Here is a 19,416-nt window from a genome sequence, read left to right as displayed (position 1 = left end):
AGCACGGCCCTCCCACGGATGTTCTGGTTCCTGGTGGGTACCAGGGGGGATCTCGACTCCGCTCGATCAGCAGGGTAACGCTCGATCAGCAGGGGAAGAGATCAGCCTTCGACGGTGATGCCCATCGAACGCGCGGTGCCCGCGATGATCTTCGCTGCTGAGTCGACATCGTTGGAGTTCAGATCTTCAGCCTTGGTCTTGGCGATCTCGCGGACCTGGTCCATCGAAACCTTGCCGACCTTGTCGGTGTGCGGAACACCCGAACCCTTCTGCAGGCCTGCGGCCTTCAGGAGCAGCTTCGCTGCCGGCGGGGTCTTCAGCTTGAAATCGAACGAGCGGTCTTCGTACACGAAGATCTCGACCGGGATGACGTTTCCACGCTGGTTCTCTGTCGCGGCGTTGTACGCCTTGCAGAACTCCATGATGTTGACGCCGTGCTGACCAAGGGCCGGACCCACGGGCGGAGCCGGGTTGGCCTGGCCCGCCTGAATCTGGAGCTTGATGATCCCGGAGATCTTCTTTTTCTTCTTGGGAGGCATATCCTCTAGTCCTTTTTCCTACAGATCCGCGCACGCTGGATACGCGGAAGTCTTTTCGTAACGTTCGCTGAAGAGATCGTCAGATCTTCTCGACCTGGTTGAATCCGAGCTCGACCGGCGTTTCGCGGCCGAAGATCGACACCAGGACCTTCACCTTGCGCTGCTCTGTGTTGACCTCGCTGATCGACGCCGGGAGGGTCGCGAACGGGCCGTCCATGACAGTCACCGACTCGCCGACCTCGAAGTCGACCTCGACGAGGTTCGACGCGGCCGCCGCAGCAGCCTCGACGCTCTCGCCCGCTTCCGATGCCGCCTTCGCGGCCTGAGCCTTACGCACCTCGGCGCGCGGCATCAGGAACTGAAGGACTTCCTTCAGCGACAACGGCGACGGCCTGGAGGTCATCCCGACGAATCCGGTGACACCCGGCGTGTTCCGCACGGCACTCCACGACTCGTCGTTGAGTTCCATGCGCACCAGGATGTAGCCCGGAAGCACCTTGCGGTTGACCTTCTTCTGCTGGCCGTTCTTGATCTCGGTGACTTCTTCGATCGGAACTTCGACCTGGAAGATGTAGTCGCCGACGTCGAGGTTCTGGACGCGGGTCTCGAGGTTGGTCTTCACCTTGTTCTCGTACCCCGCGTACGAGTGGATGACGTACCAGTCGCCGGGCTGACGACGCAGCTCCGCCTTGAACTCCGCAACCGGATCGACCTCGACCTCGGGTTCGGACTCATCGGCGGCCGCAGCGTCGACGCCTGCCGCCTCAGCGTCAGGTGTTGCACCGTCAGAATCGCCTGCGCCATCAGAATCGACAGCGCCATCAGAATCGACGGGGTCGACCTGCACGGCGTCGTCCTGCACGGTGTCGTCGGGCATCGTGCCGCCGGCCTCCGGCGATTCGATTTCGTTCTCCGGGGTGCTCACTGCGCCCAACTCCTTCATTCTCAGACCGGACCGTCAACGGTCCGCTAGTTCTCCGGGAGGTCCACCCCGCAGCGTGGTCCGACTGTCAGCCGAACACCAGCAACATCAACTTCGCGAAGCCGATGTCCAAGCCCGCGATGATCGCGGTCAGAACCACGAGGAACGCGAGCACCGCGATCGTGTAGTTGACCATGTCGTTGCGCGTCGGCCACACGACCTTGCGCATCTCACTGACGACCTGCTTCAGGAACACCCAGATGCGCACGAACGGGTTGCGGCTGGTCGACGGTGCGGATTCCGCAGCACGCGACTTGGTCGCGACTGCGGTGCCGCCACCTTGTTCGGCCCGACGGCCACGCGCTGAGCGTTTGCCGCTCGGACGCAGTTCGTCGGCCCGGACGTCGTCGACCTCGATCGCGTCGTCGACGTCGCCGGCCTTGCGGTCGCGCTTGGCCACCTTCTCACCGATCCCTTCGTATGCATTCTGCCCGAGGGCAGGGGCGACAGGACTTGAACCTGCAACCTGCGGTTTTGGAGACCGCTGCTCTGCCAGTTGAGCTACGCCCCTTTGTGGCGGATGCGCATCCGCCACCGCCGATGCTCCACAAGACCAACGCGCCACCCTATGGGTAGCGCGCAAGTGAAGAAAAGCATCAGACTTCGTAAGTGTAGAGCAATTCGACGGTGCGACCCAACTTCGCCCGGTAAACCCAGGTAGAGGCCGGTACCGGGCACGTCCGCGAACCGGTCGGCCTCAAACGAATTCCACTACGCGAATTGAACGTGCGCCTGCGCCCGCCCGAAGATCTTGCGCTCCCCCTGCTTGGCGACGATCGCGATCACACCGCGCCTCGTCGTCGGATCAAGCGATTTCACCTTTCCGGTGAAGTCGATCTCCGCGTATCCGACCGTCGGCACGTACACGGGACTGGTGAAACGGACGTTGTACTCGTAGATCGCGGCCGGATCGCCGACGAAGTCACTGATCACACTGGCGCCGAGACCCATGGTCTGCATGCCGTGGGCCACCATCCCGTCCAGGCCGGTCGACTTCGCGACCTCCGGTGAGAAGTGGATCGGGTTCGGATCGCCTGCGACACCCGCGAAGTTCACCAGGTTGCCGAGAGTCAACACCTTGGTGACGGCCGGCAGTTCCTGGCCGACCTCCAACGAGTCGAAGTCGATCGCTCCGTACGCTCGCGGCTCCAGGACCGGATCGGGATCGTTGTACCGGTCGAACGGCCCGAAGACAGTCTGCGCGCTCTGCGGCTCCCGGTCGACCTTCATCATCACGTGCTCGAGTTGATCGAGGACCTCCGGCTCGACCTCCACCGACGGCCGCGCGACGAGCGAGGTGAACGTCGTCATCACCGGTTCGTCTCGCTGGTTCCAGACGATGTTCTTGGTCACCATCATGTCGGTGCCCCTCGCCTGCCGGAACGACTCGAGTGAGACATCGCAGATCAGTTTGTCTCCGACCTTCACCGGCTGGTGGAGGATCAACCGCTGATCGGTCTGCATCACCTGCCACAGGTCGTAGCCGGTCACGACGTCCTCGAACAGGCGACGTTGGGCGATGATGCCGAGCATCGACACGAAAGTCGGGGTTCCGATCAACGTGTCGTGCCCGAGTTCGGCTGCGATGTCCTCGTTCCAGTGCACCGGGTGATCGGACTGGACGGCCCGTGCCAGCTTCCGGAGTTCCTCACGCCCGACCTCGTAGTAGTCGTCGACCGTGTAGTTGTAACCGACCATCGACTGCGTGTGCTCGGCGATCTCCTCCGGAGTCATCTTCGCCCCGGCCTTCAGCTGCTCGATTCGCGCCTGGATCTCCGGATCATCGATCTGATCTGTCATCGCCTACTCACTCCTCAACACGGCACCCGCTCGTGGGCCGCTGTCCACGCCACGCGGCAAGGCTGTGCCGCATGGACTCTCTCGCGCTTCTCACTGTCATGAGTAACAGATCGAGACACGATCGTTACGCATTCCGACGTCGATGCGCCCATTCCCAACACGAAAACGGGCCACCTCACGAAGAGGTGGCCCGCTGTCGAAGTATTACGTCTCCCGCACGCCCGAGGGCGCGCATCGAGTCAGCGCGACTCTTTGTGAGACTGGTGCGTTCCGCAGTTCGGGCAGAACTTCTTCAGCTCGAGGCGGTCGGGGTTGTTGCGCCGATTCTTCTTGGTGATGTAGTTGCGGTGCTTGCACACCTCGCATGCCAAGGTGATCTTCGGCCGCACATCGGTTGAGGAAGCCACTTTGTTGCCTACTTTCGCGTCTTGCAGTTATCGGTCCCGTATCGCGACCCTGCCTGCGGGCCGGGGCGTGCACCGGGTGATCGATGTGTAGCGGTGGGGGGACTCGATCCCCCGACCTCACGATTATGAGTCGTGCGCTCTAACCAGCTGAGCTACACCGCCCTGTCGGCTCCGAAGCCTTGCGACCGCGAAACCAGCGAGCCCCCTGACGGAATCGAACCGTCGACCTTTTCCTTACCATGGAAACGCTCTACCGACTGAGCTAAGGGGGCGTGCCTCAACAGCCAGTGACGTCGCCGCCACTGTTAGTCAAGAGCCTCAACGAGGTTACACATACGGACACCGAGAAACCAAAACCGCTGGTCTCCATGAATCCGTACGAGTCCACTCGTTGTGGCAGATATAGGATTCGAACCTATGTAGCTTGCGCGACGGATTTACAATCCGCTCCCTTTGGCCGCTCGGGCAATCTGCCATTGCCACCCTGCGCCGGACGGTGCTCCGCTTGCGTGGAACGCCCGGTGAAGGCAACGGCGACTAGAATACAACGACTCTCCCATGTCCATGCAAATCCGCTGCTCAGGCAGCCGTGTACTGTTCGATGCATGGCTGATTCCTCATTCGACATCGTGAGCAAGGTCGACCGCCAGGAGGTCGACAACGCCCTCAATCAAGCAGGCAAAGAACTGTCGCAGCGGTACGACTTCCGCGGCACCAACACCAGCATCGACTGGTCGGGCGAAGAGAAGATCGTCCTCACCTCCGACACCGAGGAGCGCGCGCTCGCCGGCCTCGAAGTGTTCAAGGAGAAGCTCATCCGACGCGACATCTCGCTGAAGGCGTTCGACGCGGGCGAGCCCGTCGCCTCCGGGAAGACGTTCAAGATCTCCGGTGACCTCGTGCAGGGCATCGACTCCGAGCACGCGAAGAAGATCTCCAAGAAGATCCGCGACGAAGGCCCGAAGGGCGTCAAAGCCCAGATTCAGGGCGAAGAGCTCCGCGTCTCGTCCAAGAAGCGTGATGATCTCCAAGGGGTCATCTCACTGCTGAAGAGTGAAGACTTCGGGATCGCGTTGCAGTTTGTGAACTACCGCTAGGTTGTTCTTCTGGCCCGGCGTGTGGGCGGGCGGTGGATTCACTTTCGTCGGCAGTCCTCGCCGCCTCGCCTAGCGGCTCGGGGGCTGCGGAGGGCTCCTCAAATGAATCCACCGCCCGCCCACATGCCTCGTCTCTCGTGTCCGTTCACGAACTGGCCTGGCGGGGTGGCTTAGCTGCTTCGCGTTCGCCTACGGCGCGTTAGTCGCCCATCTTTCGTGCCATCTCCTGCAGGCGCGCGACGCGCTCCTGCGTCGGCGGGTGCGTCGAGAAGAAGCGCGAGAGCTTCTCGCCGGCCCGGAACGGGCTCTCGATCATCATGTGGGACTGCGTCGTCAGGTCCGGGGTCGGGGGCAGTGGCGCGGCTTGGACGCCGCCGGAGATCTTCTCGAGGGCAGACGCCAGGGCGAGCGGGTCGCCGGTGAGCTCTGCACCGGATTTGTCTGCCTGGAACTCGCGGGCCCGAGACACCGACATCTGAATCACCGCAGCGGCGATGGGCCCGAGAAGCGACACGAGGATCATCGCGATCGGGCTGGGCCCGTTGTTGCGGTTGCCGCCGAACATCCCCATCCACATGGCCATGTTGGCGAGACCGGTGATGACTGCAGCCATCGCGCCTGCGATGGAGCTGATGAGGATGTCGCGGTTGTAGACGTGCGACAGTTCGTGGCCGAGGACGGCTCGGAGCTCGCGTTCGGTGAGCAGGTTCATGATCCCGGACGTGCAGCACACCGCCGCGTTCTTCGGGTTCCGTCCGGTCGCGAACGCGTTCGGCGACTCCGTCGGACTGATGTAGAGCGCGGGCATCGGCTGATGTGCGTCGGTCGCCAGTTCACGGACGATCCGATAGAGCGCAGGAGCCTGCACTTCGGTGACCGGCTGCGCGTGCATCGCCTTGAGCGACAGCTTGGCGCTGTTGAAGTAGGCGTACGCGTTGGTGCCCACCGCGAGCACCACTGAGACGATGAGGATCGTCTTGTTGCCGAAAGCCGCTCCGATGCCGACGATGATCGCCGACATCACGCCCATCAACGCAGCCGTCTTGAGCCCGTTGAAATGCACCGTGCCTCCTGTGTGCCGGAAGAATGTCTACCTTCTCAAACGTACGGACTCGTCGTTCAGTTCCTCCCCGGCGGTGACAGGCGCGTCTCAGCCGATCCGATCCACCGTGTAGCGGACCAACGACGTGAACGCGTCATTGGCCTCGCCCGCCGGAAGGGTCGCCAGCAGAGCTGCCGCCTCGTCGGCCATCTCCTGCAACTTGGCGCGCGCGGCGACCATCCCGTCGGAGTCGACGAGCAGGTGCAGAGCTTCGTCTACCTCCGCGTCGTCGGTGACAGCGCGAGGAGTGCCGGTGGTGGCGTCGACGAGAAGCTCCCGCAGCCGACAGTCGGTCGCGGCGCCGTCGAGTGCGTAGATGACCGGCAGCGTGTGCACGCCTTCGCGGAGGTCCGTGCCGGGAGTCTTACCGGAGTCACCGGTGACGGACGCGATGTCGATGATGTCATCGGACACCTGGAACGCGGTACCGATGATGTCGCCGAGGCGAGTCAGCGTCCGCGTGGTGGTCTCGTCGGCGCCCGCCGACATCGCACCGAACCGGCCTGCCGAGGCGATCAGCGAGCCGGTCTTCTCCCAGACGACGCGCAGATAGTGTTCGACGGGGTCGGCCCCTCGAGCACCGACGGTCTCCCGCATCTGACCGGTGACGAGTTCGGCGAAGGTGTCGGCGATGATGCGGACCGCGTCGGGGCCGAGAGTCGACACGAGGTGCGAGGCACGAGCGAAGAGGAAGTCGCCTGCGAGGATCGCGACCGAGTTCGACCATCGAGCGTTGGCCGACTGCGCGCCGCGTCGCAGCGGAGCCTCGTCCATGACGTCGTCGTGGTACAGAGTCGCCAGATGCGTCATCTCGAGGACCGTCGCCGAGGTGATGACGTCACGATTCCCCGGCTCCGGACCGAAATGGGAGGCCAGGACCGCGAACATCGGTCGGAACCGCTTGCCGCCCGCCTTCGCCAGGTGGGTCGCCGCCTCGGTCAGGATCTCGTCGCCCGACGACAGCTCGCTGAGCAGCAGGTCCTCTATATCAGCGAGTGAAGAGCGGACCTGGTCTGCGAACTCACCAGTTCCGAGGTCCAGTCCGGCGAATGTTGACTTCACGGGTGTTCGAGCCCCACTTCGTTCCGTTCCTGCCGCCACGGTTCGGGCGACGCTGCACACCAGCAGCGTAGCCGTTGGCGGCGGACGACATACTGGTCGGGTGACGACCGTGACACCCGGCGACGACAAACCTCCCACCGCGATACCGGAGAGCACCGACCTGCTTGTCGTCGGTGCAGGTCCGGCAGGCGCCGCTGCCGCTGCACACGCCGCGCGCCGAGGCGTCGACGTCGTCTTGCTCGACGCTGCGGTGTTCCCGCGCGACAAGACGTGCGGCGACGGGCTGACCCCGCGGGCCTATTCGGCGATGCAGACACTCGGGATGGGCGAGTTCCTCGCCGACCGCCCACACGTTCGCGGGTTGGAGTTGAACGGCTGGGGCGCCCGTCGGCGGGTGCCGTGGCCGTCGTCGCCGTTCGGTGCGGTCGGGAGCGCCGTCTCGCGGATGGAACTCGACGACGCCGTGCGCCGCTTCGCCGTCGGACGAGGAGCGCACATGGTGGAGGGAGCCAAAGCCATCGGCGTCCAGATGACCGGCGGCCGCATCGAGTCGGTGACCGTGGTGCGCGGCGGGCAACGCCGGCAGATCGCTGCGACGAACGTCATCGTCGCCGACGGGGTCCGATCGGGGCTGGGCAAGTCCCTGGGTCGGCAATGGCACCGCGACACCGCCTACGGGGTCGCCGCCCGGTCGTACGCGAAGTCCGACCGGTCGGACTCGGAATGGATGGGATCCCACCTGGAACTACGCGGCCCCGACGGCGAACTGCTTCCGGGCTACGGCTGGGTGTTCCCGCTGGGCGACGGCCTCGTGAACGTGGGCGTCGGCGCATTGGCCACCGGGCGCCGCCCGGCCTCGATGGCGTTGCGTCCGGTTCTGGAGAACTACGCGCGGATGGTGAGCGACGAGTGGTCGTTGACGGCGCCGCCCGAACGGATCACCTCGGCGCTGCTGCCGATGGGCGGTGCGGTCTCCGGTGTGGCAGGCGCGAACTGGATGCTGATCGGCGACGCCGCCGCATGCGTGAACCCACTGAACGGCGAAGGCATCGACTACGCGTTCGAGACCGCGGAAGCCGCAGTCTCGATGCTCGAGTCGGCGAACGACTATTCGGAGGCGTGGCCCGCACATCTGCGCCACGAATACGGCGCGGTCTTCGCCGCGGCACGTCGCGCAGCGGGTCTGCTGACCCTCCCCCAGACCGTTCCCCTCCTCGGCCGTCCCGGTATCCGCTCGGCGACGCTGATGGCGACGGTGGTGCGAGTGATGGGCAACCTGTTGACGCCCGACGACACCGATCTGATCGCCCGTGCGTGGCGGACCGCGGGACGGACCGCGTCGAGAGTCGAGTCGCGTCCGCCGTTCACCTGAGGGCCGCCGGGGTCGACGAGTCGCTCAGGTGCGGACGCCGTGGTGGATCGCCGCGATCCCGCCGGTCTGGTTCGTCCACCCGACGTCGACGAATCCCGCGTCGCGCAGCTTGGCCGCCAGTCCCTCCTGGTTCGGCCACTCTCGAATCGACTCGGCGAGGTACACGTAGGCTGCGGGGTTGCTGGACACCCGGGTGGCGACGGCAGGCAATGCCTTCATCAGGTACTCCATGTAGACGGTCCGGAACGGACGCCACGTCGGCGTGGAGAATTCACAGATGACGAGTCGGCCGCCGGGCTTGAGGACACGGCGCAACTCCCGGAGTCCGAGATCGACATCGTTGACGTTGCGGAGACCGAACGAGATCGTCGCAGCATCGAACGACTCGTTCGCGAACGGCAGGTGGAGCGCATCGGCGGCGACCTTGTCGACGTTCCGCCGGGCGCCCGCGCGGAGCATGCCGAGGGAGAAGTCCGCAGCGATGCAGGTAGCGCCGGACGTGCGGAGCTCCTCGGTGGAGACCGCCGTGCCCGCGGCGAGGTCGAGGACCACGTCGCGCGGGCGGAGGTGCAGCGCTTTACGGGTGTTGCGACGCCACAGACGGTCTTGTCCGAACGAGAGGACCGTGTTGGTGATGTCGTAGCGTTTGGCGACGCCATCGAACATCTCGGCTACTTCGGACGGCTTCTTGTCCAGGCCTGCACGGTCTCCACTCATGCGTCGAGACTAGCTGCGGCGGGTCCGGCGGCCGACTTCGGCCACACCCAGCATGAGCACGATCACGACGACCCAACCGGCTGCGACGACGGAGAGCGCCGGTCTGATCGACAGGGACGCTCCGCGGTCCGCGGGGCGGGCGAGCGTGTCGGGATCGGACGCGTCGTAGTCGACGAGGATGCGCTGTCCGGTGGACAGCCGCGTCGGGTAGAGCAAGCCGAGTTTCGGATTGCGGAGGACCCCGTCGGGCGTGACGAAGTTGACCGCGGCGTGGAGCCGGTCGGCGGAGATGACCTCCGCGACCGCGGTGGCCTTGTTCGCGTCGATCTTGGCGTCGTTGCGGTAGGCGCCTGCGACGATGACCGCCCCGATCAACGTCACGACGACGCCGAGTGCGGCTAGCGCGATCTGCACACGCCGTTGCACGGTGGTTGTCATGAGATACGAGGTTACCGGGCGGTCCGATCGAGGCGTGCGACGATCCGGTCATGGAGTGCTCGGAGTCCGTCGCGTGACGTCGAGACCTCGACGACTTCGATTCCGCCCACCGGGGCGGGTTCGGCGAGGAGTCCCGGGACGTCAGTGAGATCGGCGCGCCGGTGCCCGATGTGGAATCCGGCGCACAACGACGCGAGGTCGGTGCGATGCGGTGTGCCGAAGACTCGCTCGTAGACGCCCGTGTAGTCGCCGGTGTCGAACCGAGGATCGCCTTGTTCCAGAAGGCTGAATATCCCGCCGCCGTCGTCGTTCGCGACAACGATCCGAAGGTGGTGCGGCCGCGGCTCGGCCGGGCCGATCAGGAGTCCCGTTGCGTCGTGGACGAACGTGAGATCGCCCATGAGTGCCACGGTGCGCTGTCCCGGCTCAGCGGCGAGCGCCGCACCGACAGCGGTTGAGTTGGTGCCGTCGATGCCCGCGACTCCGCGATTGGACATCACGGTGACGCCGTCGGCCACACGGCCGGCGAGGGCGATGTCGCGGACCGGGTTGGACGCGCCGACGACGAGACGATCGCCGGGTTCCATGACCGAAGCGACCGTGCGGGCCACGTGAAGTCCGGTCGTGGTGTCGGCGGCGTCGAGTTCGGCGTCCACCGCTGAGACGACGCGCCGGTGGACGGCCTGCGCCTCGTCGAGCCACGCGGAACGAGGCTGCTCCGTCGGCTCCGCTCGGGTTCCGGTGGCGCAGACGTTGCCGGACACATCGGGCCAGCGAGGCCCGGTGGTGAGTGCGTACACGTCGACGGAAGGGTCGGCCAGGAGCCTGGACACCGAGCGGTGCAGCGTCGGCCGGCCGCAGATGATCGCCTGCTGCGGCTTCAGGTCACGCAACGCCAACGGGTGCAGCGGGTTTCGCGGTGTCGGTGCAGTCGGTTCGGCGACGGTCGGAAGGTCGGCTAGCTCCGGATGGACTCCCGAACCGTGCCCGGAGACGACGACGGTGTCGCGCGACAGGTCGATCTCGAGGGGGATGTCGAGACGTCCGACGGGAGCGTTGGTCCAGGGCGCTCCGTCGGGCCGACCCGCGAACTTGCCTGCCTCGAGATCGGCGAGGTCCGCACCCAGGTCGTCACCGGCATCGGGAACCAGCGGTTCGCGGAGCGGGATGTCGAACTGGACGGGGCCCGCGTTTCCGGTACGAGCGCCGCGCGCGGTCGCGAGGACGCGCCCGACAGCCGATCGCCACTGGGAGTTGGTGTCCAGGTCCTGCTCGGCGAGTCCGAGGCTGATGGTGGCCCGAACCTGGGTGCCGAAGATCCCGAACTGCTCGACGGTCTGGTTCGCGCCGGACCCCAGGAGTTCGTACGGCCGGTTTGCGCTGACGACGACGAGCGGGACCCGCGCATAATTGGCTTCGAAGACGGCCGGACTCATGTTGGCCACGGCCGTGCCGCTGGTCATCACGATCGGCACCGGGGTTTTGGCGGCGACCGCCAGTCCGAGCGCCAGAAAGCCTGCGGAGCGTTCGTCGATGCGCACGTGCAGGCGAAGGCGTCCCTGCTGATGCGCGGCGTGCAGAGCGAACGCGAGCGGCGCATTGCGGGAGCCAGGGCAGAGGACGGCGTCACGGACGCCGCAGCTGATCATCTCGTCGACGATCACCCGGGCCTGCAGAGTGGACGGATTCATGGCTGACACACTATGCCGCGGCCTATAGCGTCGGTGCATGAGCTTCTACAGCGACCGTGTGCTGCCGCGGATCATCACCCGGACGTGCGGAATGCCCGCGATGAACGGACTGCGTGGCCGCACCTGCGAGCCGCTGTCCGGACGGGTGGTCGAAGTCGGCTTCGGTTCGGGATTCAACGTCGGCCAGTACCCGCCCGCGGTGACCGCAGTCGCGGCCGTGGAGCCGAGCGATGCGGGCTGGCGGTTGGGAGCCGCCCGGGTCTCTGCGTCGACGGTGCCGATCGAGCGGTCCGGGTTGGACGGCGAGCGCCTTCCCTTCGACGACGACTCGTTCGATTCGGCACTGTCCACGTTCACGCTCTGCACGATCCCCGATCTCGATGCGGCGCTGGCAGAACTGCGCAGGGTGGTTCGGCCCGGCGGCGTCTTCGCGTTCCTCGAACACGGGACCGCGCCCGACTCGAACGTCCGGAAGTGGCAGCGGCGACTCGAACCGATTCAGAAGCGACTCGGCGGCGGCTGCCATCTGACACGCGACATCCCTGCCGCGATCACTGCGGCGGGGTGGAATGTCGTCGACGTCGACGCTTTCTACGCAGACCAGGCTCCGAAGTCGTTCGGCGCGTTCGTTCTCGGCTCGGCCGTCTGACGCACGGCTATCTGACACACCGCCGTCTCACGTCTCTGCACAGCGGGGCGCGACCCGACTAGGCTCGACCCCATGAGTCGCGAATTCGACGTCGTCGTCTACGGAGCAACAGGTTTCGTGGGCGAACTCACCGCCACGTACCTCGCACAGCACGCACCTTCGGGCACCAAGGTGGCGCTGGCGGGGCGATCGGAGACCAAGCTGGCGGCGGTGCGCCGCAGGCTCGGCGACGCCGCGGCGGCGTGGCCGCTGGTCGTCGCCGACTCGGATTCGCCTGCGTCGCTCGACGCGATGTGCGCCCGCACCCGAGTCGTGTGCACGACAGTCGGCCCCTACCTGCGGTACGGCGAGAACCTGGTGGTCGCCGCGGCCTCTGCGGGCACCGACTACGTCGATCTGACCGGTGAGGTCCCGTTCGTTCGCTTCGCGATCGACAAGGTCGACGAGACGGCTCGGAGTTCCGGCGCGCGGATCGTCCACGCGTGCGGGTTCGACTCGATTCCCTCCGATCTCGGCGCCTACGTCCTGCACAAGAAGATCAGCGAAGACGGCGCGGGCGAGATGACCGACACCACGATGGTGCTCACCTCGATGCGCGGCGGCGCGTCGGGCGGCACCGTCGACTCGATACGGGTGATCGCCGATCAGGCGAAGGACGCGCAGACCCGGCGCCTACTGTTGAACCCGCAAGCGTTGTCGGGCGGTCCCGGCGACACCCCGCGGGCCGGGATGAACTCCGAGCCGAGCGACATCTCCCCCGTCGACGCCCATCGAGTCGATCCGTCGCTGAGCGGAACACTCGCACCGTTCTTCATGGCGTCGTACAACACGCGAATCGTCCGACGCTCCAACGCACTGCTCAACGGCGCCTACGGCGACGCGTTCCGCTATCAGGAGACGATGGCGGTCGGCGGCGTCCCCGGTCTGTCCGCACTGCTCGCAGGCGCGGTCTCGGTCGGCACCGGAGCCTTCCTCGGTGCGATGAGCTTCCGTCCCACCCGCAAACTCCTCGACTACCTCCTCCCGAAACCCGGCGAGGGACCGGCCGAGAAGTCGCGTGACGCAGGACATTTCGTCACCCAGACGTTCACACGCACCACCACCGGACGCCGATACCGATCGCAGATGCGTGCGCACGGCGACCCGGGCTACAAGGCGACCGCGGTGATGCTCGGTGAGAGTGCACTGACCCTCGCGCTCGACCGCGACGCGCTCCCGGACCGCTCAGGAGTCCTGACACCGGCGGTCGCGATGGGCGACGTCCTCGCCGTCCGTCTCCGTGCAGCGGGCTTCGTCGTCGAGGCGCACGAACTGACTGACTGATGACCGACGTCGAAGCGCTGCTCTCGGGCGACTGGTACTTCGACACCCCTCATCTACGCGCGTTACGAGACTCGTGCGGCCGCGCGATGGACCGGTTCAACGCACTCGGCGCCGCCGATCACGATGCTCGGGCGAGCATTGCGCGCGAACTGTTCGCCGCATTCGGCGACGGGTCTGAGATCGTCCCGCGCCTTCGGTGCAGTTACGGATTCAACATCACGGTCGGTGCAGGCGTCTACATCAACGCGAACGCGTTCTTGATGGACGACGGTCCGATCGTCCTCGGCGACCATGTCCGCATCGGCCCGTCCGCGACCCTCGCCACCGCACTGCATCCCATCGACGATCATGCACTCCGCCGCGCGGGCGCCGAGCGGACCGCGCCCATCGTCATCGGTGAGAACTGTTGGCTCGGTTCAGATGTCACGGTCGGCGCTGGCGTGACGATCGGCCGCAACACGGTTGTCGGCGCCGGCAGCGTGGTGGTCCGCGACCTCCCCGATCATGTCGTCGCGGTGGGATCGCCCGCCGTGCCGATCAGGCAGTTGCCCGTCGAGGAGTGAAACGGACCGGCATTGCGTCGGACGCACAACGAGTGCGGTGTACCCAGTCTTCGGCGGGACGGTCAGGAGCGATTCGCCACCGCAACCTTGCGGGACGGCGCGTCGTCGTTGCCCGGAATCGCTGCGAGCTTGGCTGGCTCGAGATCGATGCGACGCAACAGTTGGGCATTGAGTGCGACTACGACGGTGGACAGCGACATCAGGACAGCTCCGACCGACATCGGAAGCACGAATCCCACCGGCGCCAGGACTCCAGCAGCAAGAGGCACAGACACGAGGTTATAGCCCGCTGCCCACCACAGATTCTGTTTCATCTTCCGGTACGCGGCGTGGGACAACTCAGTGATCGACAGGACGCTGCGCGGGTCGGAGCTCGCCAGTATGACGCCGGCCGAAGCGATCGCGACGTCCGTGCCTGCGCCGATCGCGATGCCGACGTCCGACTGGGCGAGTGCCGGGGCATCGTTGACGCCGTCACCGACCATCGCGACCGTCTTGCCCTCGTGCTGCAGCTGGGCGACCTTCGCAGACTTGTCCTCGGGACGGACTCCGGCGAACACGCGGTCGATACCCAGTTCGTCGCCGACGTCAGACGCGACAGCTTCGGCGTCCCCGGTGATCATGACGACGTCTACGCCGCGCCTGTGCAGCGCATCGACTGCTGCGAACGATTCCGGGCGGATCTCATCAGCGAGTTTGAGACCACCGATCATCTCGCCGTCGCGGACGACGTGCAGGATGATCGCTCCTTCGGCTCGCCAGTCGTCGGCGGTACCGATCTCTGCCTGTTCGGTCTCCTCGAGCAGGCGTGGTCCGCCGACCCGGATCTCGTGGCCGGCCACTGTCGCGGTGACGCCCACCGCGGGGGACGAGGTGAAGCTGCTGGCCCGTTCGAACTGCACGTCCTGCTGCTTCGCGGCGACCACGATCGCCCGAGCGAGAGGGTGTTCGCTGTCGGACTCGGCGGCCGCTGCGAGAGCGAGGACGTCGGAGGCGTTCAGTCCGTCGGCCGGCTCGATTCCGGTGACGGTGGGTTCGCCCCTTGTCAGGGTGCCCGTTTTGTCGAAAAGCACCGCGTCGACGTGGCGCATCGATTCCAGAGCGAGCCGATCTTTGACCAGGACGCCACCGCGGGCGGCGCGCTCGGTGGCGATCGCGACCACCAGTGGAATCGCAAGCCCCAGCGCATGAGGACAGGCGATGACGAGCACGGTGATCGTTCGGGCCACTGCGTCATCGGGATTTCCGACGAGAGTCCAGGCCACGACGGTGATCACGGCGGCGCCGAGCGCGAACCAGAACAGCCATGCGGCTGCGCGGTCGGCGATGCGCTGGGCGCGCGAGGTGGAGTTCTGAGCGTCGGCAACGAGCCGGTTGATACCCGCCAGGGCGGTGTCGTCTCCGGTGGCGGTGACCGTGACCCGCAGGCCGGAGTCCGTCGCGATCGTTCCAGCGGTGACCGCGTCACCCTCTCCCCGTCCGACTGGATGCGACTCGCCAGTGATCATGGACTCGTCCATGTCTGCGCGGCCGTCGACGATGGTCCCATCGGCGGGGACGCTCCCGCCCGGCCTGATGATCACGACGTCACCGACTCTGAGGTCGGACGGATCGACCTCGACCACCTGGTCGTCCTCGACCCGCTCGGCGGCGTCGGGGAGGAGCGCCGCGAGGGAGTCGAGCGCTGAGGTGGTCTGGGCCAGGGACCGCATCTCGATCCAGTGCCCCAGGAGCATGATGACGACTAGTAGTGCCAGTTCCCACCAGAACTCGAGTTCGTGGTCGACGAGCCCGAGCGTTGCGGCCCACGAGGCGAGGAACGCCACGGTGATCCCGAGGGTGATGAGCAGCATCATCCCTGGTTTGCGGCTCTTTAGTTCACTCCAGCCACCGGTGAGGAACGGCCGACCGCCCCACACGTACATGACCGTGCCGAGAACCGCGGCGACCCACACTCCCCAGCCGGGAACCGAATAGCCGAGGAGCATCGCAAACATCGGCGAGAACGCAACGACCGGTACCGCTATGACGAGATTGATCCAGAACAGCCGGCGGAACTGGCCGACGTGGTCCCCGTGACCGCTATGCCCATCGCCGCCATGCCCATCATGGCCGCCATGCGCGTGGTGCTCGGGGTCGCCATGGTCGCCGCGGCCCATGTCGTGGCCACTGTGGGACGTGCCGGCTTCGGCCGGTTCTCCGTGAGTCGGTATCGAACCAGGCTGGGACCCGTTGTGCGCGGCTACGCCGGCCACGCCGTCGTGGTGGTGCCCGCTAGGAGAATGCATCGCCTTTTCCTCCCACCTAGTTCTGGTCACAACCCCTGCCGTGGGCGGGGCGAGTCGTTCATGTTCCGCCTCAGGACGCCGGCTGGATCTCACTCTCGACGACCCACTTGTGGTTGGTCATCTTCATGCCGCCGGCTTCGTAGTCGACCATGTACACGGTCTCGTCGGTCGAACTGACGATCGTGGCCTTCGCGCCCTTCATGCCCTTCATGTGTCCGGCGCTGAGCGTGACTTCGGCGCCGTCGGCCAGACGCTGGTCCCCCGCATTCTCGAGTTCCTCCTGCACGACCCACTTGTGGTTCTCGACCGGATCTCCACCCGTGGTGGGGGTGTAGGTCACCGCGTAGGTGTTGGTTCGGTACGCGCCCGCGATCGTGGCCGTCACTCCGTCCATGCCCTCCATGTGGTCGGCGGTGAGCTTCACCTGCGTTCCGACGGCGTACTTGGGAGCAGCCGCGGTCTCGATGCCTTCCGGTGCAGGCCCGCCATCCATCGGGTGTTCCATCCCCGAATGGCCCGTTCCGCCGACGCTGGATTCCGCGTGGCCATGATCGCTCACGTGACTCTGCGTGTTCCCTGGTGTCGATGACGCTGTCGGTTCGTTGTCGTCTGAGGCACAACCGGTCAGCGCCAGTACTCCGCCAATGACCCCGGCGGCGACGACCGCAGTGAGACGCTTTCGCATGTGGACTCCATCCTTGTTCGTACGAGACAGCATATACCCCTATGGGGTATATGCCAAGCAGTGCATTCTGCTGCTCCACCGACACCGGACCAGCAGTGACCGATGACGTCATGGCGTCGTCGGCGAGCTTTGCTGGACGCGCCGCGCGACGCCTTGCCCACCTGAAACATCATCTGGACCAGTCCGCGACTGCGGCCCGGCGAGGGCACCTGCCCGGTGGAGGGCACGGAGCGCGAGCGTCGCTCCAACCCCGATGGCGATGAGAACTATCCAGATCAGCGAAGGAAACCCAATCTGGTAACCCAGTCCGAGCAGCGCTCCGGTGCCCAGGTTTCCGGCCAGGATTCCGACCCCGACAACGGTGTTGTAGAGGCCGTAGTGTGTGGCCACCAGCCGGTCCCCGGACAGGGTGACCACGGTGTCCATCTCAAACGGGAAGACTGTCGCTGTCGCGACAGCGAGACCAGCGGCCGTTACCAGCAACGCAATCACCGCTGCGACCTGTCCGGCCAGCGTCGCCGTCGGAACGAGTAACAGCGGAACGAAGGCAGCGGTCATGATCGCCATTCCCGCTCCCAGACTGCGCGTTGACCCGAATCGGCGGCGAAACCACGTCGTGATTCGCAACTGTCCCGCCACAGCGATGACTCCACTGACAACGAACACCGCAGCCACGAGGGAAGACTGAGCCTTCTCACTGGAGGTGATCGACGCCGCGTGTAGAGGGAGCGCGAGGTACACCTGAAACGACAGGACGTACGAGCCGATCATCGCGCACGAGAAGAGAACGAATCTCTTGTTTCCGGCGACGGTGCGCCAGTCAGCACCGACAGACTTTCGCTGCTCGGCTGCGCGGTCCTCGCGATCGCGAGGTAATGCGAGGATCTGCGCAACAGTGAGCACGGCAAAGACCAGCGCTGCGACGAGCGCGGTGGCACGGAAGTCGAACGCCATCAATGCGACCCCGACCAAAGGGCCAAGGAGAATGCCGGCCTGATAGAAGATGTTGAAGACGGCGAAGGCTTCAATGCGACGGTCGCCAGCGTCTTTGGACAGATAAGCGCGCACCGCCGGGTTGAACAGGGCACCTGCGAATCCGGTCGCCGCGGACGCTATCAGTACCGCTGGCAGTGAATCCACAGCGGCGAGCAGCCCGAAGCCGACAGTTCGTAGGAGACATCCGGCAACGATGAGCGGCTTGTAACCGAGTCGATCAGCAAGGGTGCCACCAACGAGGAACATGCCCTGCTGAGAGAAGTTGCGAATGCCCAGCACTAGTCCGATTGCCCAGCCGGCGAGTCCAAGCGGACCGGCCAAGTATCCGGCGAGGTAGGGCATGAGCATATAGAAGCCCAGGTTGATGGTGAACTGGTTCACCATCAAAACCTGACTGGGTCGATCAAAGGTACGAAAGGTCGCGATCGGCCCCCTCATCGCGCGGCCAGCGGATGGTAGACGGTGCTGCAACGTGACCAGCGGGTGACGACGGAATCGGCAGGGTCAGCGATGGTCAGTGGCGCCGTTGGCAGCCCGGCGGTTGGATCGATGCCGTTGGCGTGACAGAACGCGTCGTTGTAGACCGTTCCGTAGTACCGCTGCGGACCATCCGGAAACACAGCGGCGACCACTGTGCCCGGCGAGCGTGTACTGGCCACCCATCCAGCCGCCAACGCGACCGCGCCGACGCTCCAACCGCCGGTGGAATAGTGCGTCGATGCCAGTGTCCGGCATGCAGACACCGACTCGGACGGAGCGACCCAGTGCACTTCGGAGAACGCCGAGTAATCGACATTCTCGGGGTAGATGCTCGATCCCAGGCCTCGCATGAGGCGCTTATGGGCCGGTTGACCGAAGATCGTCGACCCGACAGTGTCCACGCCGACGACGTCGAGGTCAGGTAGGAACTGGCGCAGGGTCCGGCTTATTCCAGCAGAGTGCCCGCCCGTGCCGACCGAACAGACCAGCACGTCGATGTGCCCCAACTGCGCCAGGAGTTCCAACGCGAGCGGCTGGTAGGCGCTGACATTGTCGGGGTTGGTGTACTGATCCGGACACCATGCATTTTGGTCCGCGGCGAGGATCGACTGGACCCGGTCACGCCGGGCTTGCTGCCATCCGCCGGTGGGGTGGGGATCGGTAACCGTCTCGACTCGGGCACCGTACGCAGCGAGCATCTGAGTGAGGATCGGTTCCAGACCTGGATCAGTAACGAGTGTCACGGGGTGGTCGTGCACGATGCCAGCCAGCGCTAGACCGAGGCCGAGCGTACCGCTGGTCGACTCCACAATTCGCGCACCAGGTACGAGGTCCCCGCGAGACTTAGCACGCTCGACCATGTGGAGCGCAGGTCGGTCCTTCATCCCGCCTGGATTGAATCCTTCGAGTTTCGCCCAGAAACCATTCCCAATAGACGAGAACGGCTCAACGATCCGCATCACCGGTGTATTGCCCACCAACCCGCCCGGGCACGGAAAGGTGGCCGCGTGGCCAGCGAACAAGTCACGCGGAGACGGCAACGGACTCAGAGAAGGAGCGGTGGTGACGTCAATGCTCACGTAGTGGTCCTTTCGGGTGCGGAGTAGGCCACCGCAGACATACGGCACTTTCGCCGTGATGCCAGTTGCGACGGCCCGTGACGCATCCGATCGGACGCGCCAGGAGATTGTGATCAGAGCGGTGAAGCTCTGATGCCCCTCGACTG

The 19,416-nt window shown here is 65.5% G+C and carries 19 protein-coding genes and 4 tRNA genes; 5 read left to right on the top strand and 18 right to left on the bottom strand.

All coding sequences use genetic code 11. The features are described 5' to 3' along the window. Positions 1 to 101: 101 nt before the first annotated feature. The 9 genes from rplK to L5G32_RS07425 form a co-directional block, all read right to left on the bottom strand. Positions 102 to 539: a 50S ribosomal protein L11 gene (gene rplK, locus L5G32_RS07465; RefSeq protein WP_237010396.1), complete on the bottom strand. Its 438-nt coding sequence runs from the start codon at positions 537 to 539 to the stop codon at positions 102 to 104. A gap of 79 nt (positions 540 to 618) precedes the next feature. Next, positions 619 to 1,464: a transcription termination/antitermination protein NusG gene (nusG, locus tag L5G32_RS07460; RefSeq protein ID WP_237010395.1), complete on the bottom strand. Its 846-nt coding sequence runs from the start codon at positions 1,462 to 1,464 to the stop codon at positions 619 to 621. 85 nt (positions 1,465 to 1,549) lie between these two features. After that, a complete protein-coding gene (gene secE, locus L5G32_RS19360) occupies positions 1,550 to 1,921 on the bottom strand; it encodes a preprotein translocase subunit SecE (protein ID WP_237010394.1) in 372 nt (123 codons plus the stop codon). A gap of 38 nt (positions 1,922 to 1,959) precedes the next feature. Beyond that, positions 1,960 to 2,032, bottom strand: a tRNA-Trp gene (locus L5G32_RS07450). 200 nt (positions 2,033 to 2,232) lie between these two features. Continuing rightward, positions 2,233 to 3,321, bottom strand: a complete 1,089-nt coding sequence (locus L5G32_RS07445) for a fused (3R)-hydroxyacyl-ACP dehydratase subunits HadA/HadB (RefSeq protein ID WP_237010393.1) — start codon at positions 3,319 to 3,321, stop codon at positions 2,233 to 2,235. A gap of 239 nt (positions 3,322 to 3,560) precedes the next feature. Then, positions 3,561 to 3,728, bottom strand: a complete 168-nt coding sequence (gene rpmG / locus L5G32_RS07440) for a 50S ribosomal protein L33 (protein WP_237010392.1) — start codon at positions 3,726 to 3,728, stop codon at positions 3,561 to 3,563. 88 nt (positions 3,729 to 3,816) lie between these two features. Next, positions 3,817 to 3,890 (bottom strand) — tRNA-Met (locus L5G32_RS07435). A gap of 37 nt (positions 3,891 to 3,927) precedes the next feature. After that, positions 3,928 to 4,000, bottom strand: a tRNA-Thr gene (locus tag L5G32_RS07430). A 122-nt stretch (positions 4,001 to 4,122) separates the two neighbouring features. After that, positions 4,123 to 4,203 (bottom strand) — tRNA-Tyr (locus L5G32_RS07425). A 130-nt stretch (positions 4,204 to 4,333) separates the two neighbouring features. On the opposite strand from L5G32_RS07425, the gene L5G32_RS07420 reads away from it, so the two are divergent. Beyond that, positions 4,334 to 4,825, top strand: a complete 492-nt coding sequence (locus tag L5G32_RS07420) for a YajQ family cyclic di-GMP-binding protein (protein ID WP_237010391.1) — start codon at positions 4,334 to 4,336, stop codon at positions 4,823 to 4,825. 199 nt (positions 4,826 to 5,024) lie between these two features. Here the strand turns inward: L5G32_RS07420 and htpX are convergent, their stop codons facing one another. Together htpX and L5G32_RS07410 are read right to left on the bottom strand one after the other, a co-directional pair. After that, positions 5,025 to 5,888: a zinc metalloprotease HtpX gene (gene htpX, locus L5G32_RS07415; protein WP_237010390.1), complete on the bottom strand. Its 864-nt coding sequence runs from the start codon at positions 5,886 to 5,888 to the stop codon at positions 5,025 to 5,027. Positions 5,889 to 5,975: 87 nt separating this feature from the next. Beyond that, on the bottom strand, positions 5,976 to 7,028 hold the full coding sequence (locus L5G32_RS07410; protein ID WP_504928343.1) for a polyprenyl synthetase family protein: 1,053 nt from the start codon (positions 7,026 to 7,028) through the stop codon (positions 5,976 to 5,978). A gap of 61 nt (positions 7,029 to 7,089) precedes the next feature. Between L5G32_RS07410 and L5G32_RS07405 the strand changes: the two genes are divergently transcribed. Continuing rightward, on the top strand, positions 7,090 to 8,361 hold the full coding sequence (locus L5G32_RS07405) for a geranylgeranyl reductase family protein (RefSeq protein ID WP_237010388.1): 1,272 nt from the start codon (positions 7,090 to 7,092) through the stop codon (positions 8,359 to 8,361). 24 nt (positions 8,362 to 8,385) lie between these two features. Here L5G32_RS07405 and L5G32_RS07400 read toward each other — a convergent pair whose 3' ends face one another. The 3 genes from L5G32_RS07400 to menD are packed head-to-tail and all read right to left on the bottom strand — an operon-like array spanning position 8,386 to position 11,207. Continuing rightward, positions 8,386 to 9,078: a demethylmenaquinone methyltransferase gene (locus L5G32_RS07400; RefSeq protein WP_237010387.1), complete on the bottom strand. Its 693-nt coding sequence runs from the start codon at positions 9,076 to 9,078 to the stop codon at positions 8,386 to 8,388. Positions 9,079 to 9,087: 9 nt separating this feature from the next. Next, the gene (locus tag L5G32_RS07395; protein ID WP_237010386.1) at positions 9,088 to 9,516 is read right to left on the bottom strand and encodes a DUF3592 domain-containing protein; all 429 of its coding nucleotides are present in this window, start codon (positions 9,514 to 9,516) and stop codon (positions 9,088 to 9,090) included. A gap of 11 nt (positions 9,517 to 9,527) precedes the next feature. Then, positions 9,528 to 11,207: a 2-succinyl-5-enolpyruvyl-6-hydroxy-3-cyclohexene-1-carboxylic-acid synthase gene (menD, locus tag L5G32_RS07390; protein WP_237010385.1), complete on the bottom strand. Its 1,680-nt coding sequence runs from the start codon at positions 11,205 to 11,207 to the stop codon at positions 9,528 to 9,530. A 37-nt stretch (positions 11,208 to 11,244) separates the two neighbouring features. On the opposite strand from menD, the gene L5G32_RS07385 reads away from it, so the two are divergent. From L5G32_RS07385 to L5G32_RS07375, 3 genes are all read left to right on the top strand, one after another. Further along, positions 11,245 to 11,856 (top strand): class I SAM-dependent methyltransferase, encoded by a 612-nt coding sequence (locus tag L5G32_RS07385; protein WP_237010384.1) that lies wholly within the window; start codon positions 11,245 to 11,247, stop codon positions 11,854 to 11,856. A 72-nt stretch (positions 11,857 to 11,928) separates the two neighbouring features. After that, a complete protein-coding gene (locus L5G32_RS07380; protein WP_237010383.1) occupies positions 11,929 to 13,179 on the top strand; it encodes a saccharopine dehydrogenase family protein in 1,251 nt (416 codons plus the stop codon). Further along, positions 13,179 to 13,742 carry a sugar O-acetyltransferase gene (locus L5G32_RS07375; protein ID WP_237010382.1) on the top strand — a complete coding sequence of 188 codons (564 nt, stop codon included), beginning with the start codon at positions 13,179 to 13,181 and terminating at the stop codon, positions 13,740 to 13,742. The genes L5G32_RS07380 and L5G32_RS07375 overlap by 1 nt, the downstream gene beginning before the upstream one ends. A gap of 62 nt (positions 13,743 to 13,804) precedes the next feature. Here the strand turns inward: L5G32_RS07375 and L5G32_RS07370 are convergent, their stop codons facing one another. The 4 genes from L5G32_RS07370 to L5G32_RS07355 all read right to left on the bottom strand — a co-directional run bounded on the left by L5G32_RS07370 (position 13,805) and on the right by L5G32_RS07355 (position 19,231). After that, positions 13,805 to 15,901, bottom strand: coding sequence for a heavy metal translocating P-type ATPase (locus L5G32_RS07370; protein WP_237010627.1), 2,097 nt, complete (start codon positions 15,899 to 15,901; stop codon positions 13,805 to 13,807). Positions 15,902 to 16,100: 199 nt separating this feature from the next. Continuing rightward, on the bottom strand, positions 16,101 to 16,715 hold the full coding sequence (locus L5G32_RS07365; RefSeq protein ID WP_237010381.1) for a YdhK family protein: 615 nt from the start codon (positions 16,713 to 16,715) through the stop codon (positions 16,101 to 16,103). A gap of 108 nt (positions 16,716 to 16,823) precedes the next feature. Next, positions 16,824 to 18,149, bottom strand: a complete 1,326-nt coding sequence (locus L5G32_RS07360) for an MDR family MFS transporter (RefSeq protein WP_265738787.1) — start codon at positions 18,147 to 18,149, stop codon at positions 16,824 to 16,826. Beyond that, the gene (locus L5G32_RS07355; RefSeq protein ID WP_265738812.1) at positions 18,146 to 19,231 is read right to left on the bottom strand and encodes a PLP-dependent cysteine synthase family protein; all 1,086 of its coding nucleotides are present in this window, start codon (positions 19,229 to 19,231) and stop codon (positions 18,146 to 18,148) included. The genes L5G32_RS07360 and L5G32_RS07355 overlap by 4 nt, the downstream gene beginning before the upstream one ends. Positions 19,232 to 19,416: the final 185 nt, after the last annotated feature.

This window comes from Gordonia zhenghanii (genome assembly GCF_021738965.1).
Classification (GTDB): domain Bacteria; phylum Actinomycetota; class Actinomycetes; order Mycobacteriales; family Mycobacteriaceae; genus Gordonia; species Gordonia zhenghanii.
This window is presented reverse-complemented; position numbering and strand designations above follow the sequence as displayed.

Coding starts and splice junctions, on each gene's coding strand:
- L5G32_RS07380 (WP_237010383.1), top strand. CDS start 11,929: ATGAGTCGCGAATTCGACGTCGTCGTCTACGGAGCAACAGGTTTCGTG.
- L5G32_RS07365 (WP_237010381.1), bottom strand. CDS start 16,715: ATGCGAAAGCGTCTCACTGCGGTCGTCGCCGCCGGGGTCATTGGCGGA.
- L5G32_RS07370 (WP_237010627.1), bottom strand. CDS start 15,901: ATGGGCCGCGGCGACCATGGCGACCCCGAGCACCACGCGCATGGCGGC.
- L5G32_RS07360 (WP_265738787.1), bottom strand. CDS start 18,149: ATGAGGGGGCCGATCGCGACCTTTCGTACCTTTGATCGACCCAGTCAG.
- L5G32_RS07375 (WP_237010382.1), top strand. CDS start 13,179: ATGACCGACGTCGAAGCGCTGCTCTCGGGCGACTGGTACTTCGACACC.
- L5G32_RS07445 (WP_237010393.1), bottom strand. CDS start 3,321: ATGACAGATCAGATCGATGATCCGGAGATCCAGGCGCGAATCGAGCAG.
- L5G32_RS07420 (WP_237010391.1), top strand. CDS start 4,334: ATGGCTGATTCCTCATTCGACATCGTGAGCAAGGTCGACCGCCAGGAG.
- L5G32_RS07400 (WP_237010387.1), bottom strand. CDS start 9,078: ATGAGTGGAGACCGTGCAGGCCTGGACAAGAAGCCGTCCGAAGTAGCC.
- L5G32_RS07395 (WP_237010386.1), bottom strand. CDS start 9,516: ATGACAACCACCGTGCAACGGCGTGTGCAGATCGCGCTAGCCGCACTC.
- menD (WP_237010385.1), bottom strand. CDS start 11,207: ATGAATCCGTCCACTCTGCAGGCCCGGGTGATCGTCGACGAGATGATC.
- L5G32_RS07385 (WP_237010384.1), top strand. CDS start 11,245: ATGAGCTTCTACAGCGACCGTGTGCTGCCGCGGATCATCACCCGGACG.
- rplK (WP_237010396.1), bottom strand. CDS start 539: ATGCCTCCCAAGAAGAAAAAGAAGATCTCCGGGATCATCAAGCTCCAG.